Origin of the sequence: Halobellus captivus (assembly GCF_003697845.1) — an archaeon.
GTDB lineage: Archaea > Halobacteriota > Halobacteria > Halobacteriales > Haloferacaceae > Halorubrum > Halorubrum glutamatedens.
Window position 1 is genome coordinate 1 of sequence record NZ_RDQE01000007.1, and the last position, 25,582, is coordinate 25,582.

The window sequence follows — 25,582 nt, forward strand, 5'->3', positions numbered from 1 at the left end:
CCCATTCCGAACACGGAAGTTAAGCCCACCCGCGTACCGGGAAGTACTGGAGTGAGCGATCCTCTGGGAACCGCGGTCCGCCGCCTACCCATTCATCGGGACCATTCCCGTTCAAGCCCACGGACGACGCGTCCGTGGGCTTTTTTCATATCTCGCGAGCTGTCCGTCGGTTTCCGACCGCTAGGCTTAAACGCTCGACTGTGGTACGTTCGGTAGCGCCAAGGTGGCAGAGTCTGGTCAGACGCAGCGGCCTGCAGAGCCGCCCAACGCCGGTTCAAATCCGGCCCTTGGCTCTAACACTAAACCCTAAAGCCCAAGACGACTATCCCTTGGGCGATCTGGATTTTTCACCAGTACCTCTATAGTATCTGATAAACTTCATCGGTAACATCAGGACAATCGTCAACGGGCACTAAACCCAAGGCTTTGTCGGAGCGTGATGTTTAGCTAGGCTTCGTCGAGTACCTGCTCCCATAGTCCGGGCAGATTATCGATCCGCTGCCAGCCGACGGTCTCGTCTACGTCTTCCTCGACGACGGTAATCTCCTCGAAGTAGTCGTCGAGTACTTCCGCGCGTTCCATTGCAAGCGGGGGAGAGCAGTAGTCCTCTTCAATCCAGACGGCTTCTCCCGTCTCTGGGTCGAATCGAGCTTTCCCAAGGGCGCGCGTCATCGCGCGACCGAACGGATTCATTGCTTGAATCTCGCCACTGTCGAGCCGTTTGCGGAGTTCTGCCAGACGATTCCCCGGACGGGCGCGCACGAACCGTTTAGCCATAGGTGGATTTTGGTAGTCCTCACTAATCAACCCTCAGCTGTACTCTACCGTTAGTCGAGGTTAAGCAGGAGTTCGTCGTTCTAAAGGGCGGTAGTGCGGTGATTCGAATCTTACTCTTCGAATCCAGGGCCGACAGTGAACGAGTCCGAAGCACAGGGAAGCTGATTATGCTGACACCATTGGCAGTGGTCATCGGCGATATACTGGGTGAACGAAAACTCTGTGATCTGATTCATTGATTCTACCACGTCGTCTTCGACACCTTCCAGCTCGCCCTCACTGAACGCTCGTGACTCGACTTTCGGTCCGATACCCCCCACATACGCGTATCCAGCGTGTCTGATTGGTTCTTCATAGAGATCTCGACAGGCTAATAGATAGATGGGGAGCTGCTTGTCGTCCTGTATGTCTCGATGCCGTTCAGTCGCCTTGTAATCGATGACAATCAGCCCGTCATCCGGCGTCCGATAGACTGCATCAATGAACCCGGTGATTTCGTGTCCGTCGATGTTGAGTTCGAACTCTCGCTCTGCGTCGACGACCTCGTACTCGGAGAGATCTAACTCGAAGTACCGATCAATACACTCTTTCGCAACTGGAAGGGCATCTTCGTCTCGACGTTGACTGGCGAGCCGTTCGCAGATTTCGTACCACTCCTCACGGCGTTGTAGTTCCTTGTTGGCTGCCTGCTCCGCCGTGTCGTGGAAGAGCAATCCGATCGCGCGCTGGGACACACCACTCCCGCTACTACTCGTCGATTCTCGATAGTCCTGGAATGCGTTGACGACGTAGTCGAGGTAGTGACTGCGTGGACATTCCTCATAGGCTGCCAAGGATGTATAGCTGTGAGTGAGCGACGGAGACGGGGTAGATGGCCCGGTCAGTGACTCGATCTGAAGCCGTGAGCGTTCTCTCTCTGTTGTAAGGTGACTGTTGAGAGATGCTGTTGCGAGTTCCAGCACCCGGCTGCGTGCGATCTCTACTGCGAGCGTGTCACCGTCGTGGACAATGGTCCCGCCGACCTCACCGACGGTCTCCCGCGCGAGCGTGTCGGTCCAGTCCGCTGACCCATCTGGTAAGCATTCCTGTGCATCACTCCAGATGGGAAGCTGTCCACGTTGTGGCTGCCACGGGATCCGTGGTGGCAATATCTCGTCGACTACGCTCGGAATCGGGTGAATGCTGTCGTCAGTATCGTCGTCTCCCTCGTGCCCACCTTGTAAGACGAGAATATCTTCAGCGCGTGTGATTCCGACGTGGAACACGCGCCTGGTTTCTCGGGCATCGCGTGCGACGTAATCTTCAGCAAACACTATAGTCGGGCCGTCCGATAGCCCTGTTTCGAGAGCATCGTACGCGCGTGAACTCGGAGCCCACTCATCGGCGGTGACCTGCGGGATGAGAACGACTGGGAAATCGAGTCCTTTGCTCTTGTGGACGGTCATCACGTTGACCGCATCATCGGCAATGTCCGGCTGGCTTGTCGGCGTGGATCCACTCTCATCGAACAGCGAGCCATAGTGTTCGAGCGACTCGATAAACTCAGGTGTGAGTGGGGGTTGGACGGCGCTGTCGCCGTACTGTTCGATGACATCGTCGAGTTGTGCGAGGTCGCGTCGTTCCTGCTCGCTGAGGTACCATTCGATGTTCGTACAGCTCTTCAGTTCACGGTACAGGTGGCTGAGGGATGCAGATTCTTTGATGTCGAGGAGCTTGTTGACGTGCTCGCGGGCTTCTGCAACGCGGTCTGGCTCCTCAAACTCACCGGGCGGGGTTTCACGGAGAGCGTCGACGAGTGGCGTGTCGCCCTCGTTGAGTGTGCGGAGATCGGCATCGCAGAGTCGGTACCGCATCAGCAGGACGCGATTCCAGCTCACCTCGTCTTCGGGTCGAGCGAGAGACTTGAGGTAGGCTGTCACCGTGCCGACGCCAATTGATTCTGTGGCAAGATCACCGGCGACCTGGTATGGAATCCCAGCGTCTTCGAACTCTTCTATAACGGGGGTAGCGTGGTCGTTTTTCCGAACAAGGAGTGCAATGTCTCCTGGACCGTATGCCTTGTCGAGATTATCTGCCGCGCCAGTCAACAGATTCTGGACGACGGTTCGAAGCTGGGGTGCTCCATCCCTGTCGTCGTCTTCGTCGGGTAACTCAACGGTAGCGACAGTGTCACCGTCGTACTCCGGTTCGTCGACACGAGTGAGCGTCTTATGCTGTTCACGGTGGTCCAGCTTCGTGATGGCTTCATTCGCCAAATCGAGGATCGGCTGTCGTGAGCGAAAGTTCTCCTCTAGGGGTTTGTCTGTGAGTGCCGCAAACGCGTTGTCAAGTTCCTCTGTGATGTTGGCGACGTGTGCGCCCCGCCATTCGTATATCGCTTGATCGTCGTCACCGACGACGAACAGGTTGTCGTCAGTGACCAGTGACGTGACGAGATCGAACTGAAGGCGATCCGTGTCTTGGAACTCGTCGCAGAACACGTAGTCCCACCGGGCGGCAATCTCGTCACCGACTGGCGAGTCCATTAACTCCGCAGTCTTTACGACTAACCCATCGAAGTCGATGAGGTTTCGCTCGTCGAGCTCACGCTCGTACGCGGCATAGCCTGCAGCCAGGTCACGGGCCGTAAGGCAATCTGAGACAAACGAGTCGAGATGGTCTGTGAGTTCAAGATCAAGATCGTTCGGGATGCCTTTCGGTGCGCTACTGTATCCACCGAGTAGGTATTTCGGCAGTTTGTACGCGTTATCTGGAAGGTCTCGTTCACCCGCCTCATATGCTTCGAACGCGTCTTCAAGCGCGTCGCAGAGCTCAATAAGACGATCAAGGAAGTCGCGTGTGCTGGCTTCGATGCCGGCCGTCCCTAACGCATCCCGTTCCTCAACGAGTTCTTCACGTGTCTCTGGAATCCCACCCAAGACGCTTGAGACAGAGCGACCACCAAGGTGGTCACTGGCGATGTTCTCGATTCGGTCTGGTAGGTCAGCAAGATCGTATACGCGGTCGGCCGGGCCGAGGAACGCGTCGATGTCCTCGGGCGTGATGCCGCTGCGCTTCATCGATCCGATGAAGTTGAGAAGTTTCGAGGCAGCGCCCGATGCATATCCGTCGCCACCGTACACATTAGGCTTGACAGATCGGTACTCGATCTCGTCGAGGACATCCAGGACGATGGCGTACTTTTCGGGGTCGGTAGCGATGTCAAAGTCCGGGTCAAGCCCTGCAGTGTATGCGTAATCGGAGAGAATCTCGTTACAGATCGAGTGATACGTGTACGCGTCGATGTCGTACCCTGCTGTGCCGAGCTTCGCGTTGAGCTTCTCCCGCATCGAATCTGCCGCGTTATTGGTGAATGTCAACGCAAGAATCCGGTCCGGCGACACATCCTCTTCGTCGATGAGATGCTCGATCTTCCGAACCATCGTGAACGTCTTTCCCGTCCCTGCCCCGGCAAGCACCCGTATCGGATACTCATCTGCGTCAATGATCTCTCCCTGCTGTGGTTCCGGAGACAACTCGTCTTCCGGGACCGGGAACCACGACGGGTACTCGGTCTCGTCGCCGCTCATCGTTTCACCTCTGTGGCGAGCCGGTCAGGACACATTTCCCGGTACTCGCAATCCGGGCACGCTTCCTCGCTGATGATGGCGAACGGTTCCGGGTCGTACGTCTCGCTCGTGATGCCGTCGTGTGCAGCCCGGATGAGTGCCCAGATCGTGTCGTAGTGTTCCTCGTAGATTTCGGTTGTTTCGCGCGGATACCCCCGCACGGACACGCTGTATCCTGAGGCGGTGCTCTCGAAGGATGTTCTGTTGAGTAGCCCGTAGAAACTGAACCGCACTTCCATCCCGTCCTCGTAGAACGGTTCGTTCTTCACGCCCTCAATGTACGTCGCCGTCTGGAAGGCGTTCCGAACACGCTTCGGTTCGTGTGCGTCGCCGTCAAGATGGTCAGCCAAATACTCTGCTGTTCCTGAGGAGATCACCCCCCGTGTATTTCGCTTGTAATCGATGATGTGGAGACCATCATCGGTTCGAATGACGTTATCAGCCTTCCCGTGAAGCCCTCTCCCATCGCGTTCACACTCAACCCAGCACTCCGTTGCGACTGAGCGACGTGCGTGGTCTATCCCATCGCCACCATCCGGCTCGAAGAACGCATCGATAGCAGCCTGGTTCTCGACTCGCTGGTACTCGCAATGCGCAACTGATTCGTAATCGTCCGGGTTACTGTGTTCGTCCCACTTCTCGTCGAAGATACGCATTGCCCGGGCGTGAATCATCTCGGGGTCATCATCACGCTCGGTCGCATCACACACGGCCTCGATAGTTTCGTGGTAGATCTTTCCCTGGTTGAGATAAAGCTCAGTTCGAACTGGCGTGTTGATGTCCTGCGGGTAGCTGTACTCGTATTGTCGCGGACACGCTGCATACGTCGCCAAGCGAGACGGGGAAAGCGAATCGTCGCTCATCGCCGCACCTCTCCATTAGCGAACTCGACGCGCGCCCGTAGCGCTTTCCGAAGCTCTTCGCCTCGGGTTCCGCTCTTGTCGAGCAGGTCTTGAATCTCACCGAGCTCCGCTTCAACCTCATCAAGTGAAATCGTCACGTCCTGGCTGTTCGCGCGACGAACATCCGCGAGTGCGTTATCCACCCGTGAAAGCAGGAACTCTTCAGCTGCTTGCTCGCTCGTGATCTGCGGATCAGCATCGTCCGTCACCCACGGCAGATCTGCATACGCCGCGGTCAGGAACCGCGACGCCTGCGCACGCTCTTCGAGAGCGGTATCCTCGTATTCGTAAAGACAACAGTACAAGCGCTCTGTTGCCGCTCCAGCACCGATTGCCAAGCGTCGCCGTGCGTGCTCCGCGTGATACCGTACGAACGGCCGGCTTGACGCTGTCGAGTCCGTCGGGAAAGTTTGGTTAACACCCGTGTCGCTGAGATCCGTTACGCCTGGATAGTCCGGCATCGACGCAACGCGTTCGTGTGGAAACAGCCGTGTGAGGAAAGGCTCACCGGGGTACTCGCTGTCTGTGAGATTAATCAGGAACACCGCCTTGAACGAGGTGTTCTTGATCGCTTGCAAGTGATCGACTCTGACACCGCCATCGAGGTCAGTTGCGCTGGTCTGATTCTGTTGGGACGCGTACTCGTGGGCCCGTTCCAACATTTCTTCGAAGGACTCCCACGTCGCATCGAGAAACGCAGTATCATCCAGGAACGCAGCCATTCGAAACGCACGGCGAACGTTTCCGAACTGTGACCGCGCATCGAGTGGTGTCGCCTGCTCCGCGATTCGTTCTTTCAGCCCGGAATCAGTTGCCCACCACCGTACCGCGTCTTCCAACTGATCCATCTCGCCAACACGAGCTAAGCGATCCGTATCGAGTGCTGGTCCGTGATCAGGTACGTCATCGTCCTCGTCAGCGGCCAAGTGGCGAGTAACAGCAAGCAGCTCCCTAATCGCGGGATCGTCGCCAAATCCAGTAGTAGTAGCCGACTCTGTTGGGATTCCACTACGTTCGAACGATTCGATGGTGTCTGTAACGGTACTCCCGCTTTGTTTGGTAGCGACCGCGATGTCGGCGTAGTTCCAGCCCTCTTGCTCGACGAGCTCTTCAATCTCGTTCGCAATCGCAGCAAGTTGGTCGCCACCGGAATCCGCAGCGAGCACGGAGACTGATCCGGCATCCGGGTCGTTCACGACAGTTTCTTCCGCGAAGTACGCAGCCGTGGCGGCCGGGCGAGTTGATGGCTGGACACCGGACGCGCGCTGAGATTCACTGAACGTGACATAGTCCGTGACTGGACCTGTCTCCACCCACGTTCTGCGGACACTTGCGTCATCCTCGGCGATACAAACAAGCTCACAGTCTGCCGTGAGCGCGTCGAGATACGCCCGGTCAAGCGGAAAGAATTCCTCAAATTCGACTGCTAGCACCGCGTCAATATCGACGATGTCGTCGTAGTCCTCGCCCGTGAGGACAGCGAGAGCTTCCGATATGAGTTGCCCCCGCTCTATGTGATCGTGTTCAGCAAGCCAATTGTGGAACCCTTCAAGTGCCGTGGTAATTTCCCGGAGTTCTGGCGTCTCACTGGGAGAAATATCCTGCCACGAAATCGTTCCCATCACTCGATCTACGTCTTCGATGAACGAGGATTGGTTCGACGCCCGCCGTAGGTATTCTGTCTCCCATTCGTAACCGGCGAGGAATCGATGTAGGAGTTCACGCCGCAACGCGTCCGAAAGAATCACACGATCGTCCGTCTGATTAAGGACATCCGTCGCGTGCACGACAGGCGATGTCACGTACGGGGTCGCCGCACCAGGAAGCACCTCGTCCAACGTATCACGGAACGAGTCTGTACTCGTCGGCGCACCTGTGAGAACGAGTACGTCTTCGGAGTCGTATTTGTCGAGGAGTTTCTTGTATTCATCCTGTGTCGTTTGTCGGACGTTTTCAGCTCCGAACGGCGTGGAAACCAGAGTGCCGTCAAACTCTCGCGGAGATGAGTTAGCTGTCATATTCGATCTCTTCATACAAATTGTGGTGCCCAGAATATGCCACAGCTATTGTCTGTAGTGGCCTTTCTCCCTGAGCGTATCTGTGTTCGAAATTCAAACTCATCGATCCAATCCTAGAAACGGCTATCGGCTTCAAACGGGACCTTATTCCCGTGAACATCGGTCCAGACGTTATCCAAAAAGGCTTTTACCCCCGACGCTGTACGATGTCTTGTAAAGCAATTCTCGCAGGTGGCGGGCATAAGCCCCATTCTGTAGGTTTCAACCTGGTCACCTGCCAAATTAATTCCTAATAGATACATCACTGCTCGATTTCGCTCGAAATATCGTCAAGGCAGATATATTCATCGGCGGTTCTTCGCAAATCTCCAGACATCGTGTGTTCAAAAGCAGCTATTTTCACAACTTTCCCTTGATCTTGAACATATCTCACTGCTCTGAGGAAATCTTTGTCACCCGTAATGACGATGGCCACATCGTACGAGTCATTAAATCCGCGAGCAATCAGCTCTGTTGCTAACCGGATGTCTGCTTCCTTTTCTTTATAACTCCCTTCTGAGCCACTTAATCTGACAGACTCAACACGAAATCCGTTTGTTTGAAGGAAGGTGTAAAATCCTTGTTTGCTATCCCTTTCACCGGGTTTGTGAGAGTCGAACCAGTAACCCCGTATTAGATCATACTCCCCGGTCAACTCCTCAACCAATTTGTCTACATCATAATTTAATCCATCTTCCCCATAGCTTCTAGCCCCGTTTATTAGGTTCTGAGCGTCGATAAAAAGCATCGCGCGTTTTTCTACCATAACCGGCCGTTGAACGGCTGGTTTCATTAAACTACTTGAGGCGCATATTCAGCTATTTACCTTGTATATCTATACGATTCGCCGTTTACGATGGTCTGACCTGTCACAGTATAACAATCAGACGAACTTTCATACTGTCACCCTCGAAGTTAGTTGTTATGGCAGTCAGTCTCCTCTCGCCCGTAAAGGTGCTATGACAGATGAGTGAACAGCACGCTACTCACCAAGTGCCTGGGTTTGTCCCTGAACCGGACGATCTTCGAGCGGTCTTCCAGCGGCATTACGAGAACGCGGCTGCGATGAGTGGCGATGATGCATATAGGGACCTGCAGACCGAAGAATCGATTCGTCGGCAGTACACGGCTCGTGTTCTTTTCGAACTGTTGCAAAACGCACTTGACCGGGCTGAATCAAAGGTCGCGGTCGAAATCCGGGACGTTGACTGGGGTTCCGCTGAACAGGCGCTTGTTGTTGCTAACGATGGTGTGCCGATCCGAGTTGATCCGGAGTATGACTATTCGACTCACCGGAAGTTCGGAGAGGAGCGTCGACCGGATTTCAACGCACTCTGTACGCTACACGTATCGAATAAGCGCCCTGAGGAGAGCGTCGGGAACAAAGGGGTCGGTTTCCGGTCTGTATTCTGGCTAAACGATTTCGCGCGCGTATGGAGTCGATTTTCTGAATCTCCCGAATGGTGGGGAATGGAGATGCACCTGCCACTGGATCAAGACACCTGGCAGCAACGGCTCGACTATCGAGAAGTACAGAAGGGTCACTCTGAGTTTCTTGACTCGACCACGTGTCCATTAGGTGAAGGTGAGCAACGGGCTAGCTTCCATTTTCCACTTCCGTTACGTGCACCAGCACCACCAACTCTTGACGACGCTTCAGATTTTAGTACGGTTGTAGTCGTTCCAATTGACCCCGGAAAAGAGGATGAACTGCGCGACTCCGTTGAGACATTCCAGCAACGACATCTCAATTTCATCGGACTATTCGAGGACCGTCAAAACCTAGATGTCTCGTTTGATGTATGGGGGGAGCAATTTCAGAAATCCACCTGGCCATCAGCGACGCCAGAGGATGCGAAACGATCGCTCGTATTCTGGGAATCATCCGAATTACAACCACTTGCCGACGAGGCTGAGCACGACGTTTCCACCCCTGGGGCAGCCATCGCCTGGCCTCGGTCAAAAACCCGCTCTGACGAATTGAAACCAGGACTGTATGGGTATCTCCCCACGCGAATTAAAAGCCCGTTTGGTATCGATTTACAAGGTGACTTCCACTTACGAACGGACAGAACAGCGATTCATCTTAATGATGAGACGATCGGTCGTTACAATCGAGCCCTGCTTAGAGCGGCTGCAGAGCTACATCTCCACGCACTCTTTGACCACCTCGGTATCTCTGATGAAGATCTCGAATACGAGTGGATTAATCCCGACGAGGTCAGGACAGTCCCAGAGACGGTATCGAATGAAACACCCCGAGACGACCTTTGGCAGTTGCTAGATCCAGGGTCAACGAACTCATCAGCCGCTAATATCGTCGTTGACCACCTGGAAGATCTTCTGTTTTCGGATGCTGGCGTCAAGGATCCGGATCGCTATCGCAAGTGGGCTGAACTCGCTGATGCGTTTTTCGAGCAGCAGGATCAGTGGCCGCTCTCGACGTACGACGAGTTCTGGGAAGCAGCTGGGAACTGGATTAATCGGACGTGTAAATCCCGTCGAAATTCGGATACATGGCGACGACGTGCCACTGCAATGTGTGATGCAATCCGGGATATTGAGACCCGGGTTGCACCCATCACTGCAACAAGGGATGAAGACCAGTCAGGTAGAACCGCTGCTGTTCAGCTTCCTCAGCGAGGAACAGCAGGTGGACAGATACAGACTGAACGACATACGCATCGTCTTTTTATCCGCCGATCGGAGACGACGCAATTGGATCTCCCGCTTGCGCTCCGCGAGTCAGGGCGTGCCGTGACTTCGTATGAGTTCGCGTCTGGCTTCGATCGTGAGCCGCCGCACCCTCTCGGAGCGAATCAGTTCAACCGCTGGGATGTCCTCGGTGAGCTTCGGCAACTCCCAAACGATCTCTCCAGTTGGGAGTATAAGCCCCTAGATAGCGACGTAGATCGGGCTGACCGACTACAATCTGAACTGATTCAGTTTGCGATGGATCTCTTCGCACTAAGCTCGCAGGGTAGTGCTGCTCCCCCAGCAGAAACGGAGAAATACGGTCCTGGTTGGCGCGCAATTAGAGACGATGTCTATAGCGATAATGCGCGGTCCGCCGGTCGTGCGATCGCAACACTGTTTCTCCCGACACTAGATGGACAGTGGGAACCAGCACGTCAACTCACACGAGATCGGGTTGCCGTCGAAAAACTCCCCTCACTCCCCGAAAATGCGGATCTGGATTCATTCCTCGCGTTCATTGGAGTAACGCCGGAACCGCCCGATCCAGACGATGGGGTTCGACTCACGTTAGTCGAAGGGGGTGAGGACGGAACGGTTGCGCCCCGCGACGCACCCCCGGTGTTAGTTGCAGCAGGGACGGAGTGGAACCCACTCCGTCTCGGAACAGAACCTGCGACTTCAGACTCGGTTGATCCGGCTGCGTGGCTACCATCGCTTGATGCAGCTTGGGACTCGTGGCTTGCAGACATCATTGAAGCTGAACGGAACGAATTAGACGAAGAAAAGCAAGGGCGACGGCCAATCGAGATCCTTCCGGCACTTCGGAATCAAGCCTGGTTCCCAGTCGGTGACGCTGAAGGGGAAGCAGAACCACCGCTCCTCGTTGAAGACCCACCAGATCGGATTGCACCGGCAGAGCTCACGCTTGTCTCCCGACAACAGCGCCAGTTCCCGTCCGTACTCTGGAGTGTGTCGAAGGAAGCTCCACTCTCACAGGAGTTGTTGATCGCCCTTGATTCGGTCAGCGGGACCGATATGGATAGTCTCGGACGAGACGCTGCAGAACCAGCTTTCAGACTACTGACTCAGGTACATTCACTAACAGCGGATCGGTTAGACGAGATCGAAGAGAATCCACGTGCACGGCAGGCCTTGACTCGGTTATTTGACCGTCTTCTCAACACGATCAGTCGGGAACACGATCCTGAAGCGGACGACCGAGAGATCCCCATCCTCGGGTATCGACCCGTCGACGAACCACGAGCGCTCGCTGAACGAGGATTAGTGTGGTATGAACCGGACGAAGATGTGTGGATTCCAACGACAAACACCACCCGAGATCAAATGCGCCGGTTCTTCCCATCGGTGCCGCTGGCTGCAGCGACGATCGGGACTGAGACTCTTCGAGGATATGAGCCACTGGCCGCACGCGAGATTGATATTTCACGTCAGGTGTACCCAGCCCACCGGGGCAGCGAAGAAGTGGAAGTCGTTCAGAACCTCGAAGAGCAACTTCGACCAATCATCGCACATCTGCTTGCCCTCGCCAGTACGACAAACCAAGTTGATATTGACCCGGCGACGGCGGCTGATCGATGGCGAAGCAGCACGATTCGCTACGTTGAGAACGCATGGATCGAATTCCAAGCAACTCTCGGCGGGGAAGAGTCACTGACTGCAACGCGGTACAAGAACACTCACAATCACGCGCTCTATCTGCAACCGGACCCACCGACGATTATCTTTGATACGCCAGACGGAACCACAGGTTCACCACCGCTTGATGAATTCGGTGAGCCGTTAGCTAAACTGCTGCTTGAGGATTCCGCTACTGGCGTCGGCCCACTCTTCGGTCAGGCCCTCAGCGGCTACGAGTCAGATGATGTCAGCCGTGTCGAACGACTCTTGGAGAAACGCGACGCAATCTCCTTGGTTGATGCCTACGAGCGACATCTCCGCCAACTCGATGATGAAGAACACGAGGAGCTACGTCGCCGGGTGCGGACGGCGCTATCTGAACTCGATATTCGGGTTCGTGACTCGTGGAACCGACTCTCTCATGTCGACCCTGATGATGTGGATGTGACCGCGGTTTCATGGTCCTTTACCGCTGCTGATGTGAATGCTGCGTTACGATCGATAGACTTGACAGACGCTCAGGAGCCGTTCCGGCCACAGTTCTCCTGTGAACAGACACACCGAGCGAAATGGGACGCGTGGTTCACGAAGTGGGAACAACTTATTCCGTTCTTGGAGCACCTCATAGAGGAGCACATCGAGGTAGCGTTCTCTGACGATGAACTCGAAGCTCGCTTGCAGGAATACATCACTGAAGATGCGTCTCGACGAGTCGCCTTCGACCCCACACGGGCCGTCATCGAATGGCTACGAGGGAATCCATTCGGCGGATCACTCCCTGAAGCGGCGATACCAGCTTACGAAGAACTCGAAGATCGGCTAATTGAGTTCTCACCGCGGTACGAACCCGTCGAGAACGTGGCAACCACAGAGGATCTCGGCTGGGGTCGACCAAGGTTGTCCGAAGGTGATCCGAACGAAACTGAAAACGGAATCGTAGAGATCGAAGACCTCGAATCTGAATGGAAGAATACGAAAGCAGTTGGTGACGATGCCGAGCGAGCGGCCGCATCGTGGATTACCAAGCAGACTGTAGAACTTCTCGAAGATGCGAAGGCACGAGGAGAGTTTGATGAGGCTCTGGAGAGCCTTCTATCGGTGATTCCATCCTCGGGCCGGACTGCAGAAAATCTGGAACGCGGCCTTCGAGAATGGCACGAAACAGGTAGCGATGAAGCCCTCGAATCCGGTCTCCACATCTCAAGCGTGTGGGATGGTGCAGGGTACGATATGCTCGGGCTGGAACGCACCGGTGGCGAGATCGAGCCCGTTCGATACGAAATCAAGAGCTTGGGCGATGAAGGTCCTTACAAGGTACATTTGACCCAAAACCAGCTCCGGGTCTATCGCAAAGTCTTGCACTCATCTGAGACCGACGATACAGAGCAAACCCTGTATCAGGGCTCGTGGCGGCTGTTAGGTGTTCAATCCGGACGACAAGCTGTGGACCTGACCAGGGAGCTTGACGGACTCCCTGAATTAGTCAATAGCTTCCGGAACCAAGGCTATGGCCACGACGGATTAGTCATCTACGTTCAGGATAGCGACGAATCAATCGATCTCTGACTCCCAAGGAGAGGTGTTTTTCACAAGTCAGGGTTCTGTAGCTCCGCAATCGGTGGTTCGGCTCCAATTTGAACTGTATCTCATCATCTACATTCTATTCAACCAGAACAACCTGTTGTTCCGGGAAATGTTATCAGACCAGTGTAGTCCCCGGTCAGAATTCACACTACCAACTACGGCATTAACCGAACGGACACTAACTCTCTGCCGCTACTTGAATCAGACAGAACCACTAGATTCGCCCCCTGTTTGACCCCAGCAGTCTTCTTAAGAATAAGTTCGAACACGAACGAATCTCGTCCTGCCGGTGCATGCCCTTCGATACTCGTTTTATTGTCAGATAGATCCACTCCCGTTATTGCAGAATAGTTCCATACCTCGACGCCGTCCGGAACCGCAAGATCGATCTCGAACTCATCGATATTGGAGCCAGTTGTAATAGGAAACTCTAGAATATACTGGTCGTTATCTAATGTGGCGATGTTTTCGATTTCTTCACCTATCGCTGTCCTTCCGTTTGATGTACGAGCGCGGTATTCGACTTTGATTGAGAACGGGGAGTTTTGATGATAGTAGGCGATCGCAGGCGCTGTAAACAGGCTAAGGAGTGTGAGATCTACAAATACACTTTGACCAGCGCCAATTGTTAGTGAGATAACGGAAATTAGAAATGTTGTCAGCCACCACCAAGCAGTATTCTTGTAATAGTGTACGAACTCCGTTAATTCGTATCTTAACTCCTTGAAATTTGAGATAGGTTCGACGATTAAGAGAATGCCGACAGCGGCACCGACCAGTATTAGGTAGATAAAAATAACTTCCAGAACCTCAATAGTTTGAGGATTCAGAATCTCGTTCAAACACCTAGCCACCGTTGCCATCGATACTCCCTACACTCCGCCGTGGATCACGTCACGCTCAAAAAGCTGAATCACGTACTCACGGGCGTCAACATCTTCGGCATCCAACTGCAGTACTCCCCGTTTGTACCAGACATCTGCGGCTCGGTCACAGAACCAGTACGTTCCCTTCACCTCATCGATAATAGTGCTGTAGATGTCGATATTGAGGTCCTGTATGCCGTCGACCTCTGACGGAGTATCGACAGCTGAAATGATGTCTTCTATGTCCTCTATGGATCGAAGGTCACTGAACTCTGGATTCGTACGTAAGGTTTCGACTGGATCATCGTATTGGAGAACAGAGAGAAGTTTGGCTGCATCATACGTTCCCCCTCGGCCGCGGAGAATCAATGTTTCAATAGTATCTGCCTCTTCGATAAATCGCCAGAAGGAATCACGTGGGAGCGACAATGCGCGCTGTATCTCGGCAGTGGACGCAAGTTGCTGATTCAGGTCTGTAAACACATCCTCTGCGTCAACTAGATCCGTGGGGGTCTCTACAAGGAATAGTTCTGATGCGGTCCGGTATTCGTATTCCCCTGTTTGTGTGAATGAACCGTTGTTCCGGCTTGGGATCTCGAACGCGAAGGTCCCGGTCAGTTTTATTTGCCCATCGAAGGGATAGTCCGCAACTTCGGGAAAGGATTCCACGTGTTCACGGTCGATAGACTTGATAGCCACATCAGTCTCAGGCCGGTCACCAAGGTGCTCGGACCAGTATTTTTCAAGTCCCTCTGATCGACCGAGCCTGCTTGTGGACATAATGTCGTGAATTTCGCTTCTGTATCCTTTCGTTATGACACGTCTTCGGCGGGCACTGATTTTGTACTTTCGTCCATAACCCCTTGGCGCTTACGTTCATAACGGGCTTTCACATCCTCTGCGTCGAATCGAGGGGGCCAGCCTTCCTCTTCAGCGTTATCCGCCATTGCATCGAAGAATGACGGTGGTGGATAACGATCTTCGGGATCGAGGTGTTCCCAGTCGTCGAACAGATTAATCAGTTCGGAGAGGAACCGAAGAGAAACACCCATTCGCCGCAGGTCGCTCAAAGTACTTAACGGGTTGTCACTAACTTTGACGTGGACCTTCCCACCAAACTCGATTAGTGCTGTTACTTGATGCTCATCAAGTATGAAATCCCCTTGTATACCGTCAATCTGTTTACCTGAAAGAATGGGTGCTATTAACAGTACAGACCGCAGTACGTTCTGCGAGTCTTTCACCTGTCCAACACCCATATTATCGCTAGAACCTTCGACATCGGCTACGGTTGACGCGCGTTTTATTTTCCGGACACGAAGATCAGAGGACAGTGGTTCGCCTGCGTACTGCTTGTAGAGAATCCATAAAAAGAAATCAAAGTCGAATGAAACCGAGTCCATCTTCATATCCCCAGAAAGCGCACCCAAAAGGTCAGTCTGCTTTTGTTCAAGCAACCGTTTTTGTCCCTTGAACATCATTACGCCGTTTACGTAATCCCAATAGATGCGGATCTTGTCGTGATTGGGGTGGAAATACATCTGTTCGTTAGCGTTCTCATCGTATCCCCACGTCTCTACCCAGTCCTCGTCAACGTACTCTAGTGCATAGAGACCCCGGGCGAATTTCTCCGTCTTTTCACTCAACTCCGTCATCATTTGGAGCTTCTCGGGGGTGTCAATTTGTTTGAACCCTTCGTCTGGTTCATTAGGGGTTCCTTCCGTGTACTCATCAAATGCGTCTACGATTTTCTGTGGCGACATGCCGTCGTCCCCATGAACAGTCGTTTTGAAGAATCCGTTAAACACTAACCACCCAGGATACTCGTATTCATCCTCAACAGTGGTAATATCTGACATACCGAATCAAGAGAAGACTGGCTCATAAACTTTTGGCAAAATGACGCGTATTTGCGGGTGACTAATGTTGTTGACGGGTTCTAATTTAGATACGCACTTAGTCCAGATTGACGATTGGTGATCAAGGTGTAACCTCGCTCAGTTTTCTGATTCCGATGTGTCGTCTATCGGTGGCCGTAAATCCCGCCAGCGGAAGTCAACCGTCTCATCGGTTTCGAGGGCAACACGGTAAAGCTGTGAATCCCGTTCGTCCGTAGTCACTACCCCCGCATCGTCGGTGAGAACCTTCACAACCTCTCCGTGGTCGCCGTGGAACCTGCTGTGCTCTGGATCCGTCTCATCAGGAATGTCAACTCGGACACGATCCCCCTCAGCGAACCTCGCCATCATCTCCATTAGGCGGGGCCAGCTACTATAGCATCGTGGATTCACAGGCACGCATTTATGACTCCCTCGTGTCAGTAGGCGAGTAATGAGCGAGGCTGACTCGTCGCTTGATATTGACGCTCTCGTACAGGAGTACGTCTCCAACAAAGACTGGGAACAAGACAAAGCACACGTCAGGAACACATCCGAGGCCGTACAGACACTTGTCCGTGCGATCGTTGACACCGGATCGATCGATGAGTATGCGATGCGAACGGTGTACAACCTGTGTCAGAACGACAATGCGCTGAGTCTGGAAATGAAGAAAGAACGGATCGACGATCTTGCGATTGACTCAGCCTCGAAGACAGAAATCAACGACTGCATTGAACAAGGGACAGGAATCGTCGGAAAGGGGACGTACTCGGTGCCGATAGAAGGCTACGAAGAGGAGACCTACGAATTTCTCAAAACGGTGATCGAATCCGATGATAGAGAAACAATCGACGAGGCAGTCGAAGAGTTCGCCGCATTGGATATTGGTGGAGTTCAAGCCGGTATCATTTCCCCTATTCTGTATTTTGTTCATCCAACAAAATATCCGATCAGTAACGATCGGTCTCGCACTGGTATGGAGAAATATTTCGGCTACGGGATGTCCAGACAGTTGCGTCAGTATATCGAAGACGCAAACAAATTCCGAACGGTGCGGGATTCCTACCCATTCAATGAGGATTTCCGTCACTTAGATAGCTTCTTCAATTGGATCGAACAGCAGGATCTTGCCGAACTAGACGAAGCCGAGCTAGAGGGAGACGAAGCCGAGCTAGAGGGTGAATCGGAAGCTGAACAGTCAGTTGATGACCTCGATATTGACGATGTTTCGTTTTACTGGGTGAACCAGAACCGCGAGGTCGAATTCAATGATGAATTTCTCCGCTCACAAGATAAGAAGTGGCAACGCGATCTGACGGTCCTCGAAACAGGCGACATCATCTTCCACTACACTAACCAGGCAGTTCGTGCGTGCTCCGTCGTCACGACCGAAGCACGACTCACCGAGATGGAAGGCGGCGAGTATTATCGCGTCGATGTCGATACAACCCGTCTTGACGAACCGCTCCCACTAGTGGAACTCCGAGAGGAACTACAGAACTCCGAAGTACGACAAGAGCAAGAGCGGTATCCACTCGACAAGAACGGGAATGTTATTCAAGCGTATCTTTGCCACCTCACGCCCGAAGCGGGCCGATACCTGCTTGAGACAGCGGGTATCAACACGTCCAACTTGGTAGCATCACCATCCGAGGCGACGAACTACTTTTGGGCGACAGCCAATCCCTCTATCTGGTCCGTCGACGATATTGCTGACGGGAGCGAGATCTTCTATAACGCCTACAACGAGAAGGGGAACAAGAAACGGCTGTTCGACGCATTCAGATCAGCTGCTCCCGGTGACCGTGTCCTGTTCTACGAGTCTACCCCGGTCAAAGCAATCGTGGCCGAAGGTACGGTAAGCGAGGTAATCCCGCCAGAGCGAGATCATCAAGGGGGCACAACGACAGATGAACAACCGGAAACCACCGATAGTGACCAAGAGACGACATCTGATGTTGGTGTTCGAATCCAGTTTGATCGGCGTATTGAGAGCATCACGTGGGGCGATTTGAATGCGATTCCGGAACTCGAAGATGCGACCCCGATTACGAATGGGGCTCAGGGTAGCTTGTTCCCACTGACGAAAGATGAGTACGAGACAATCCTCGCACTGGAAGAGCCTGCAGTAGATGGCGTTAGTCAAGAGGCATTGGACAGGTTCGAACAGAAACTCTCCCCACCGCAGATCGACGCGCAGATTCCAGAGACGCTCTACTTCGAAGACGACGCTCGACTGCAACGCGAAATCGAAGCGTCGCTTCGTTCTGGCAAACACATCATCTTCACCGGGCCGCCAGGAACCGGGAAAACCAAACTCGCCAAGGCGGTTTCTGACGGAGCAACGGCCCACGAGCAAGTCGATGGGTACCGATTCACGACAGCCACCTCAGAATGGACCGCCTTCGACACGATCGGTGGATACGTCCCGTCCACGAATGATGGTGGTCAGGAACTGTTGTTTGAGCCTCGCCTGTTCTTGAAATGCTTCCGGCAGGACCGAATCGTTAATGAGTGGCTCATTATCGACGAAATCAACCGGTCTGACATCGACAAAGCATTCGGTCAACTGTTCTCCGTTCTCTCCGGTGACTCCACGGAACTTCCGTATGAACGCGAGCGCACCGTCGAACTGCTTTCTGTGAGTGACCACGCCAGTGATGGTGAGCTTGCTGAGATCATTGCGAACCCGGATGCGTTTCCCGTGACGCCGTCGTGGCGTCTCATCGCTACGATGAACACGTATGACAAAACCTCGCTGTATGAGATGTCCTACGCGTTTATGCGCCGCTTCAATTTCATCCACGTCGGTGTCCCGCCACTCACCACTGACGACGGCGCAGTCCGCACGTCACTCTTGGATCCAGATGCCGACGATAATTACTCGACCGCATGGCTCGCTGACAACCCCGGACTGCGCCCCGTGCTTGAGGCGTCGTACCCAGTAATTACTGTGCTGTGGCAGCGCATCAACAAACACCGCGTCATCGGACCGTCCATCGTCTACGACATCATTCGGTACCTTGACTCCTTTGAGCACGCCGGCGGGACCCAGAGTGAAGCGCTCTCATCAGCCGTTGTCTCGCTCGTGTACCCGCAGCTCGAAGGGATGCGACCTGAGGATCAAAAACAACTGATTCGCTCGCTCACAGACACCGACGTACCCACCGAAAATGGCGACATCAATCTCGACTTGGATGGAGAACGACTGAAGGAGAAAGCTGCTGACTTCTTCGGTATCAATTTCGACGATGACGCGTAGCCTGACTGCCGACGCGCTCGTCGACGCCACAACTGAAGAACTGGCCACGTATCTTCGGAGCGGTGCGATCAACCCGCGGGTGCTCACGCGGTCACTCGATTACGAAGGCCTCGACATTGACGACTGGGATCGAATCAAACGCATCCATTTCTGTCTGAGTGAGGATGTTCACAACTTCATTAGCAAGCTCCCAGAACGAGTCCGCCGGATCAAAACCGAAAATCAACGCGAACACGTCGACACCCAAGGTGAGGTTCGTGGTTCTATCAATTGGAGTGGGACGTTACGGACGTGGTCAGACAGCGGCTACGCCGATAAGAGCCGATTCGTCTGCGATACGCCCTATACCGAGTACGACATCGCTGAAAACCGTGTTCTGAAACGTCTACTCTGGCAGGTTCATCGTACCGTCACGACCGATCTCCGCGGTGTCGAGTATGACTGGCGTCGCCAATATTGGACCGACGACCAGATCGACCACTTTGACCGGCTCTACAAGCAGAACGTCCACCTGAACCGTATCGCTCCCGGACAGCAAATCTCCGTCACCGACCAAGACCTCACGGCCGCCCGCCGCTCCCGCCTCGACCTGTACACGGAAGCCTACGAACTCCTCGACCGGTACCAACGATTACAATCGAATCGATTCGATCCGGACATCACCAAGCTCCTGACCGAGACGCTCATCATTCCAGCATCCACGCCAACGCTCTTCGAACTCTTCTGCATCTTCCGGATTCTCCGGTATCTCAACGACGAAACTCCCGGTGTACGACTTCATCCAATCGCCGGTGAAAGTACCGCCTTGGCACAACTCGAAACCGATGACCGACGCATCGATATTTTCCACGACCAGAACGGCGCGATCGACTTCCACGAAACCCTTGACCCAGACGTTGTACCCGCCCACCCGACGTTCAAACGCTACCAAGACGCGCTCGTCGACTATACCAACGCACTTCGCGGGTTGACTGGGAGCGATCAAGATCCTGTTCTGTATCGAGGTCGCCCCGACATCGTTATCGAAATCTACGACACGAGTTCCCCAGACGACGACCTCGTCGCCGTGCTTCTCGGCGAAGTCAAGTACTCATCCGCAGCTCAAACATTCCGGCAGGGACTAGAGGAGTTGGCTACCTACCGACGGTTTGCGTACCACGACGACTACCTCATTGACAATCCAGATCTACCGGTCACTAGTCTCCTCATCACGAACGGGTATTCAACAGCCGGTACTGCTGACGAGCTCATTCACCTGAACGGGAGCGAGTTACTCACCGACGATGTTGATTTGTTCCGTTCGTTCGCTGCTGATTCATTTCCTGATAGCCCTACAATCAAGCCGTAAGTCGACTGAGGTCGAGATATAATGGGTATTGAAACATCTCATATCAGGAGAGTCTCCCAACAATCACATCTCGTCGAACCTAGTTAGCTCTAGTCGCTACACGGATGGTTCCCCTTTACGACTCGTCAGAGGTTTCTAACGTCGCACCATTACCGGCTGGCACGAGTTCCTCATCAAGTTCATCGAGTATCTGTTCGAACGAGAATTCGGACTGCGGGTCCTGGGCGACTCGCATCGCCTCAAGATGTCGTTCGGTTTTGGTAAGGCGATGATAAAATATTCGGTAAAGCTCTTCTTCTTGCTTAGCATCGGCGGCCGCAGCGCGACCGTTTATTTCATACCTTATTTCTGACATCTTCCGAGCAAGATCACTATCGTCACTCGATCGATGCGCATCAGTCGTAGTCCCGGTCGTTGAATTGTGTTCTTCTGTTGTCATAGTTTGTTGTTGTGATTCTCGATTGTTCATCTGCCGGTCTGTATGAGTATCGGCCCTTCTGCTGTTCGGACGCGTATGATTGCCCGTCCGCTGGTATTGACTCCGCTTGGAAGCGGCAGCCGTACTCAGGGGTGGGGGTGGGATCCGGACTGCTCCCGAAAATTACTATGGATGCGGGGATTCTGCATCCTGAGATTAGTTGGGGTTAGGTGTCCGGTGGTGTGCTTACATTCGTGAAAAACGGAAGCTCATTTATATGTCTTGTGGGGATAGGATGATCGCCGGACAGATTGATACGAATACTGTGTAATAGTACAACTTATGAGCGCCTCGCTCGGGGTCGACTGGGCCGGTGACCACTGGCTTTGCCTCGAACACCGACCCAACTCTGCTGCACCACATCCAGAGACGTACGACTCAATCAAAGACGTGTGGGAAGACTACGATGATGGACACGATATTGACCGTCTTTGTATCGACATCCCGATCGGGTTACCAACCGGCCCGAACGAACGTGCCGTCGACAAGGATTGCCGATCGCATCTTGACCGTACTTCAACCGTCTTTCGTGTCCCCGTTCGTGAAGCCCTCGAAGCTGACACTCCTGAGGAAGTAAACCAGAAAAGTCGTGCCGCTACGCAAACCGAAGAAACAGACGGTGTCGGCGTCCAACCACCTGCCTACGCCATCCGCAACCAGATCCTCGAAGTGAACAACTTCATCGACGACTGTGCACAGGATACCACGGACAAACTCTACGAAGTTCACCCAGAACTGTGCTTCACCGTGTTCTCCAGATCACCACCGCAGTATAGCAAGACGACTGCCCACGGTGCCGCTGAACGTATCGAAGCCCTCGACACGGTCGTTGACAACGCAGCAGTACTCGTTGGCGCGACACTCACTGCAGTCAAAGACAATATCGACGATGCTGCCGGGATCGAGGTCGATGACGTACTTGATGCCCTCGCAGCGATGTATACTGCAACTGCACCCGAGAATGAGTTCTGGTTGCTCACCGACGACGCCGACGCGACCCCACCGCAACGAATGGCCTATCGTTCCCCCTCAGAGTTAGATTAAGCTGTTGAGAGGGTCACAGAAGACTTCCCACATTAAATAAGAATCGCTCAGTCCAGCCTCTGAAACTATCGATTCATCCGTAGTCCAATAGCGGTATGCGAGTCTTTGTATGACATTCACTAAGTTGTTAGAGTAGATATGGCTCTGGTATGCCAAGTGACGCGAACGATTTTGTGGAGAAGTTAGACTCGTTCAAAGAATTTAGCGACGATAAAGGCGGCCACTACCTTGTAATCCAGTTCGAGGATGACAGCGGCCGCGTATTCAAGAAACAAGCAAGCGAAGACACTCGTTCAATCGCAGAACTCGAAATCTGTGTAGGACATACGAGAAATGCGATGCGGAGAATCTCCGAAGCAACCGACTTTGAATTCAACGAGGATATGAACACTCAGCAGAATCTCCGTCACCTGATGAGGGAAGGCTAACGATCTATGGGGGGCCGCCGCTAAATATACAGGTTCTTTCTAACGACTAACTCTCCTAATTACGGGTGTAAACAACACCTTGGGAATCGTTCTATGACATCCTCTGCTGTTAGCTGTCTTCAGTCAGAGTAACGTTGCCATCTTCGTCGACGGCGACTCGGTAACCATAGTAAGTGAAGCTAATCACAACAGAGTCTCCCGGGCCTTTGAAGAGATTATCTAACGCATCCGTATCAATCGCTTCTGCAAGCGGAGTCTCCAGTTCAGTCGGGTCGACATCCAATTCATCAGCGACGGCCTCAACGACTTTCGTACTTGGTGACGGTTCCGTAGGAGTTCCGTATTCACTCATCGTTACGCATCTGCCCGTAGATATGTGTTCGTTTGCCATAAAACCCGATATCCGGCTCCTTGGGACCTGAATCTAATTTTTGTCGATGCGCACATACAGATCTCCGGAGTGCGAGTTGCCATTCTCTGTATTGTGCAAGGCGACATTATGCCGGGAAGGACTCCAAGCACATCAACAGACGACGTATTAGCAATCTTCGAAGACAACTCCGACAAGTGCGAACCATTCACCGCTCCGCAAATCGCAAAACAACTTCAGACCGATATACACCGCAATACCGCTCGGAATTATTTACAAGACCTCGAATCCATAGGTGAACTCCGCACTAAGAAAGTCGGATCCGGACGTGTCTGGTGGAGACCCTGCAAATAATCATCTCTTATTCAACGGTGTATGGATCGGTAGCTCGACGACGAAGACCGAACCATTGGGATCTTTGTCTTCGACCCACACCTCACCACCGAATTGATTGGTTAAGAGATGAACGAGATACAGACCAATCCCAGATCCGGGGCTGTCTAATCCTTTTTCTCCCTTCCCGAAGATCTGGTCTTTCTGGTTATCGGGGATACCAGGCCCATTATCTGCAATCCGAACACGAACTGTGTCTGAATCCTCTTCGCAACTAATCGTGACTTCAGGAGTCTCTTTGTCGTTGTGTCGAACCGCATTTTCGAGGATATTCCGGAAGACCGAGGAGAGCATCTCGTTTGCCAGTACTGATACGTCGCAGAGTTCACCCGATACCTGAAAGTGAGCATCCGGGAACGAATCACGTACTGCGGCGAGTTCCGCATCCAGAAGCGGCTGTAGTTTGATTGGTTCCAATTCAGCATCCGCATCCTCTGAGAGTGACTCAACGAAGTCACGAGCAACCTCAGTGAACTGAATCACGTGCCGGGACTTCTGTAAGACTCGCTCTAAGGCTTCTTCTCCATCTTCATCGATATGGTCTTCCAGGATTTCGGCCCAGCCCAGAATCACCGCCATATCGTTCCGGATGTCATGCCGAACCACGCGATTCAAGGCTTCAAGCTGTTCGGTTTTCTCTTCAAGCCGTTTCCGATACGACTCACGTTCGGTCACGTCGGTAACTGTCACCAACTGGCCCGTCGTCACCTCACCAGCTAAGAACGGCGTGCTTGACACATCATAATATCGTGTCTCGTCATTCTGCGTAATCGCCAGCACGTCTTGCTTCGTGAGATGATCCGCAAGTGCTGTATTCACAGCAGTTAGAGGTTTGCCAAACGATTCCTCAAGCCCCGGAAAGAGTCTACGGGCTGCTTGGTTGTAATCCCGGACACAGGTATCCTGATCGAGGAAGATCGCCGGTTCGTCTGATTCGCCAGTGAGGCGGATCCCCTCAAACCGCTGTCTATAGAAAAACAGCGTTCCGACGGCGAAGAGCGCGACGCCAGGCGGCTCATACATTAATGGGTGCAGCCAGTCAATCTGGCCGCCAATGATCGTTGCACCAGCTGGGAGCCCTGAAAGTCCAACGAGCACGACGAGCGGACGGCTGTCACTGCCAGTATGATAGAATCGCTCCATAAGGACGAAAAATCCGACAGTGATGGCGGCATATGACAGTCCTAAGACGATCCAGTAGAGCAGTTCATGGTGAATAACGAGATGTGGAAACGGCTCAGTGACCCATTCGGTCGTAAAATAGAGATTGTGGAGTGGATTCGTGACTTTGAGCGCGATGAAAAAGAGGAACGTCCCGAGGATAAGATTCCGGAACGGGGCGTGTCGCGGTGGGCGGCCAGTATAGGCAGCACAAAAGTAGAGCCAGGCCGCGACAGCGACGAATGCGAACACAAACCCAAGAATATAGAACGCAACTTTTCCCGACCGTGTCGGTGCGATGAGGTAGCCGATGTATCCCCCAGACCACAGGGCGACTGAACCGAGGAAAACAACGAACCCTTCCCGTGTCCCCGGATGCTGGATCTTCCGTGCTTGAGGAATCGCAGCCACACAGGCAATCGCAGACAGCGCGAAAATGATGAGATGACCGAGAAGAAGTGGGTCTATCATTCTCATAAAAGACATTCTCTAGCTATCAATAACTGTTGGTCAAGTACTCTGACAGAGACCGATCTGACCTTCTCTCTGCTAATTGAGATGAGCTACCACTCGCAGTTCAAGCTATAAGCAAAACATATTCCGTTAGATGACGACTACGTGTTAGTATGACTGATAAATTATCGCAGGAAGAGATTAACACACTACTTTACGAGTCTGGAGTTGGTGTACTCGCACTTACTGACGGTACAGAAGCGTATTCGATTCCAGAATCGTTCGGCTACGACGGTGAGAAAGTGTATTTTCAGTTTGTCTATACCGCTAATAGCAAGAAGATGAGATTCCTCGAAACGACAGAGACAGCGACGTTGACGGTCTACGACGAAAACCCTACAAGAAGCGTCCTTGTTCAGGGTTCGATTGAACCTGTCCCTGGAGAGGACGAAACCAAGGCCGACACAGCAATCGCAGAAAATGCTTCTATTCCAACTCTGAATGTTTACACCGAAACGACCCCAGATGAATTCACAATGGACTACTACCGCTTAGAACCGACCGCAATATCCGGCCGTCAGTTCAGTGCTTTCACCCCTACTCCTGACGACCGATAGGCAAGCGCGTTCTGATGGG

At 53.2% G+C, this 25,582-nt stretch carries 18 protein-coding genes, 1 tRNA gene and 1 rRNA gene; 8 read left to right on the forward strand and 12 right to left on the reverse strand.

Features of this window, described 5'->3' with window-relative positions; all coding sequences use genetic code 11:
- Both rrf and EAO78_RS09280 read left to right on the forward strand, forming a co-directional pair.
- Window positions 1–89: ribosomal RNA gene (gene rrf / locus EAO78_RS09275) — 5S ribosomal RNA — on the forward strand; the annotation flags it as partial.
- 128 nt (window positions 90–217) lie between these two features.
- Window positions 218–293, forward strand: a tRNA-Cys gene (locus tag EAO78_RS09280).
- A 154-nt stretch (window positions 294–447) separates the two neighbouring features.
- On the opposite strand, the gene EAO78_RS09285 is transcribed toward EAO78_RS09280, so the two are convergent.
- The 5 genes from EAO78_RS09285 to EAO78_RS09305 form a co-directional block, all read right to left on the reverse strand.
- Window positions 448–777, reverse strand: coding sequence for a hypothetical protein (locus EAO78_RS09285; protein ID WP_122105571.1), 330 nt, complete (start codon window positions 775–777; stop codon window positions 448–450).
- Between the two features lie 110 nt (window positions 778–887).
- A complete protein-coding gene (locus EAO78_RS09290; RefSeq protein WP_122105572.1) occupies window positions 888–4,346 on the reverse strand; it encodes an ATP-dependent helicase in 3,459 nt (1,152 codons plus the stop codon).
- Window positions 4,343–5,248 (reverse strand): RecB family exonuclease, encoded by a 906-nt coding sequence (locus tag EAO78_RS09295; protein ID WP_122105573.1) that lies wholly within the window; start codon window positions 5,246–5,248, stop codon window positions 4,343–4,345. The genes EAO78_RS09290 and EAO78_RS09295 overlap by 4 nt, the downstream gene beginning before the upstream one ends.
- Entirely contained in the window at window positions 5,245–7,305 is a 2,061-nt protein-coding gene (locus EAO78_RS09300; protein ID WP_122105574.1) for a PD-(D/E)XK nuclease family protein, read from the reverse strand. Before EAO78_RS09300 ends, EAO78_RS09295 begins: the two co-directional genes overlap by 4 nt.
- A 301-nt stretch (window positions 7,306–7,606) precedes the next feature.
- Window positions 7,607–8,137 (reverse strand): LabA-like NYN domain-containing protein, encoded by a 531-nt coding sequence (locus EAO78_RS09305; protein WP_122105575.1) that lies wholly within the window; start codon window positions 8,135–8,137, stop codon window positions 7,607–7,609.
- 173 nt (window positions 8,138–8,310) lie between these two features.
- On the opposite strand from EAO78_RS09305, the gene EAO78_RS17690 reads away from it, so the two are divergent.
- Window positions 8,311–13,245, forward strand: coding sequence for a hypothetical protein (locus tag EAO78_RS17690; RefSeq protein ID WP_136516496.1), 4,935 nt, complete (start codon window positions 8,311–8,313; stop codon window positions 13,243–13,245).
- A 173-nt stretch (window positions 13,246–13,418) separates the two neighbouring features.
- Here the strand turns inward: EAO78_RS17690 and EAO78_RS17695 are convergent, their stop codons facing one another.
- From EAO78_RS17695 to EAO78_RS09325, 4 genes are all read right to left on the reverse strand, one after another.
- Window positions 13,419–14,126, reverse strand: a complete 708-nt coding sequence (locus tag EAO78_RS17695; RefSeq protein ID WP_136516497.1) for a hypothetical protein — start codon at window positions 14,124–14,126, stop codon at window positions 13,419–13,421.
- Between the two features lie 9 nt (window positions 14,127–14,135).
- Window positions 14,136–14,909, reverse strand: a complete 774-nt coding sequence (locus tag EAO78_RS09315; RefSeq protein ID WP_136516498.1) for a hypothetical protein — start codon at window positions 14,907–14,909, stop codon at window positions 14,136–14,138.
- A 32-nt stretch (window positions 14,910–14,941) separates the two neighbouring features.
- Window positions 14,942–15,988 (reverse strand): hypothetical protein, encoded by a 1,047-nt coding sequence (locus EAO78_RS09320; protein WP_122105578.1) that lies wholly within the window; start codon window positions 15,986–15,988, stop codon window positions 14,942–14,944.
- Window positions 15,989–16,126: 138 nt separating this feature from the next.
- Window positions 16,127–16,375 (reverse strand): hypothetical protein, encoded by a 249-nt coding sequence (locus tag EAO78_RS09325; protein ID WP_122105737.1) that lies wholly within the window; start codon window positions 16,373–16,375, stop codon window positions 16,127–16,129.
- Between the two features lie 85 nt (window positions 16,376–16,460).
- Between EAO78_RS09325 and EAO78_RS09330 the strand changes: the two genes are divergently transcribed.
- Both EAO78_RS09330 and EAO78_RS09335 read left to right on the forward strand, forming a co-directional pair.
- Complete coding sequence (locus EAO78_RS09330; RefSeq protein ID WP_122105579.1) at window positions 16,461–19,271, forward strand: EVE domain-containing protein; 2,811 nt, start codon at window positions 16,461–16,463, stop codon at window positions 19,269–19,271.
- On the forward strand, window positions 19,261–20,619 hold the full coding sequence (locus EAO78_RS09335; protein ID WP_122105580.1) for a hypothetical protein: 1,359 nt from the start codon (window positions 19,261–19,263) through the stop codon (window positions 20,617–20,619). The genes EAO78_RS09330 and EAO78_RS09335 overlap by 11 nt, the downstream gene beginning before the upstream one ends.
- A 115-nt stretch (window positions 20,620–20,734) precedes the next feature.
- Here EAO78_RS09335 and EAO78_RS17700 read toward each other — a convergent pair whose 3' ends face one another.
- Window positions 20,735–21,058, reverse strand: coding sequence for a hypothetical protein (locus tag EAO78_RS17700; RefSeq protein ID WP_136516499.1), 324 nt, complete (start codon window positions 21,056–21,058; stop codon window positions 20,735–20,737).
- Between the two features lie 321 nt (window positions 21,059–21,379).
- Here EAO78_RS17700 and EAO78_RS09340 point away from each other — a divergent pair, with 321 nt between their 5' ends.
- The gene (locus tag EAO78_RS09340; protein ID WP_122105581.1) at window positions 21,380–22,141 is read left to right on the forward strand and encodes a DUF429 domain-containing protein; all 762 of its coding nucleotides are present in this window, start codon (window positions 21,380–21,382) and stop codon (window positions 22,139–22,141) included.
- A gap of 149 nt (window positions 22,142–22,290) precedes the next feature.
- Window positions 22,291–22,569, forward strand: a complete 279-nt coding sequence (locus tag EAO78_RS09345) for a hypothetical protein (protein WP_122105582.1) — start codon at window positions 22,291–22,293, stop codon at window positions 22,567–22,569.
- A 109-nt stretch (window positions 22,570–22,678) separates the two neighbouring features.
- On the opposite strand, the gene EAO78_RS09350 is transcribed toward EAO78_RS09345, so the two are convergent.
- Both EAO78_RS09350 and EAO78_RS09360 read right to left on the reverse strand, forming a co-directional pair.
- Complete coding sequence (locus EAO78_RS09350) at window positions 22,679–22,921, reverse strand: HalOD1 output domain-containing protein (protein ID WP_122105583.1); 243 nt, start codon at window positions 22,919–22,921, stop codon at window positions 22,679–22,681.
- A gap of 372 nt (window positions 22,922–23,293) precedes the next feature.
- Window positions 23,294–24,964, reverse strand: a complete 1,671-nt coding sequence (locus EAO78_RS09360; protein WP_122105584.1) for a sensor histidine kinase — start codon at window positions 24,962–24,964, stop codon at window positions 23,294–23,296.
- 155 nt (window positions 24,965–25,119) lie between these two features.
- On the opposite strand from EAO78_RS09360, the gene EAO78_RS09365 reads away from it, so the two are divergent.
- Window positions 25,120–25,563 (forward strand): pyridoxamine 5'-phosphate oxidase family protein, encoded by a 444-nt coding sequence (locus tag EAO78_RS09365; protein WP_122105585.1) that lies wholly within the window; start codon window positions 25,120–25,122, stop codon window positions 25,561–25,563.
- The last annotated feature ends 19 nt before the right edge of the window (window positions 25,564–25,582 follow it).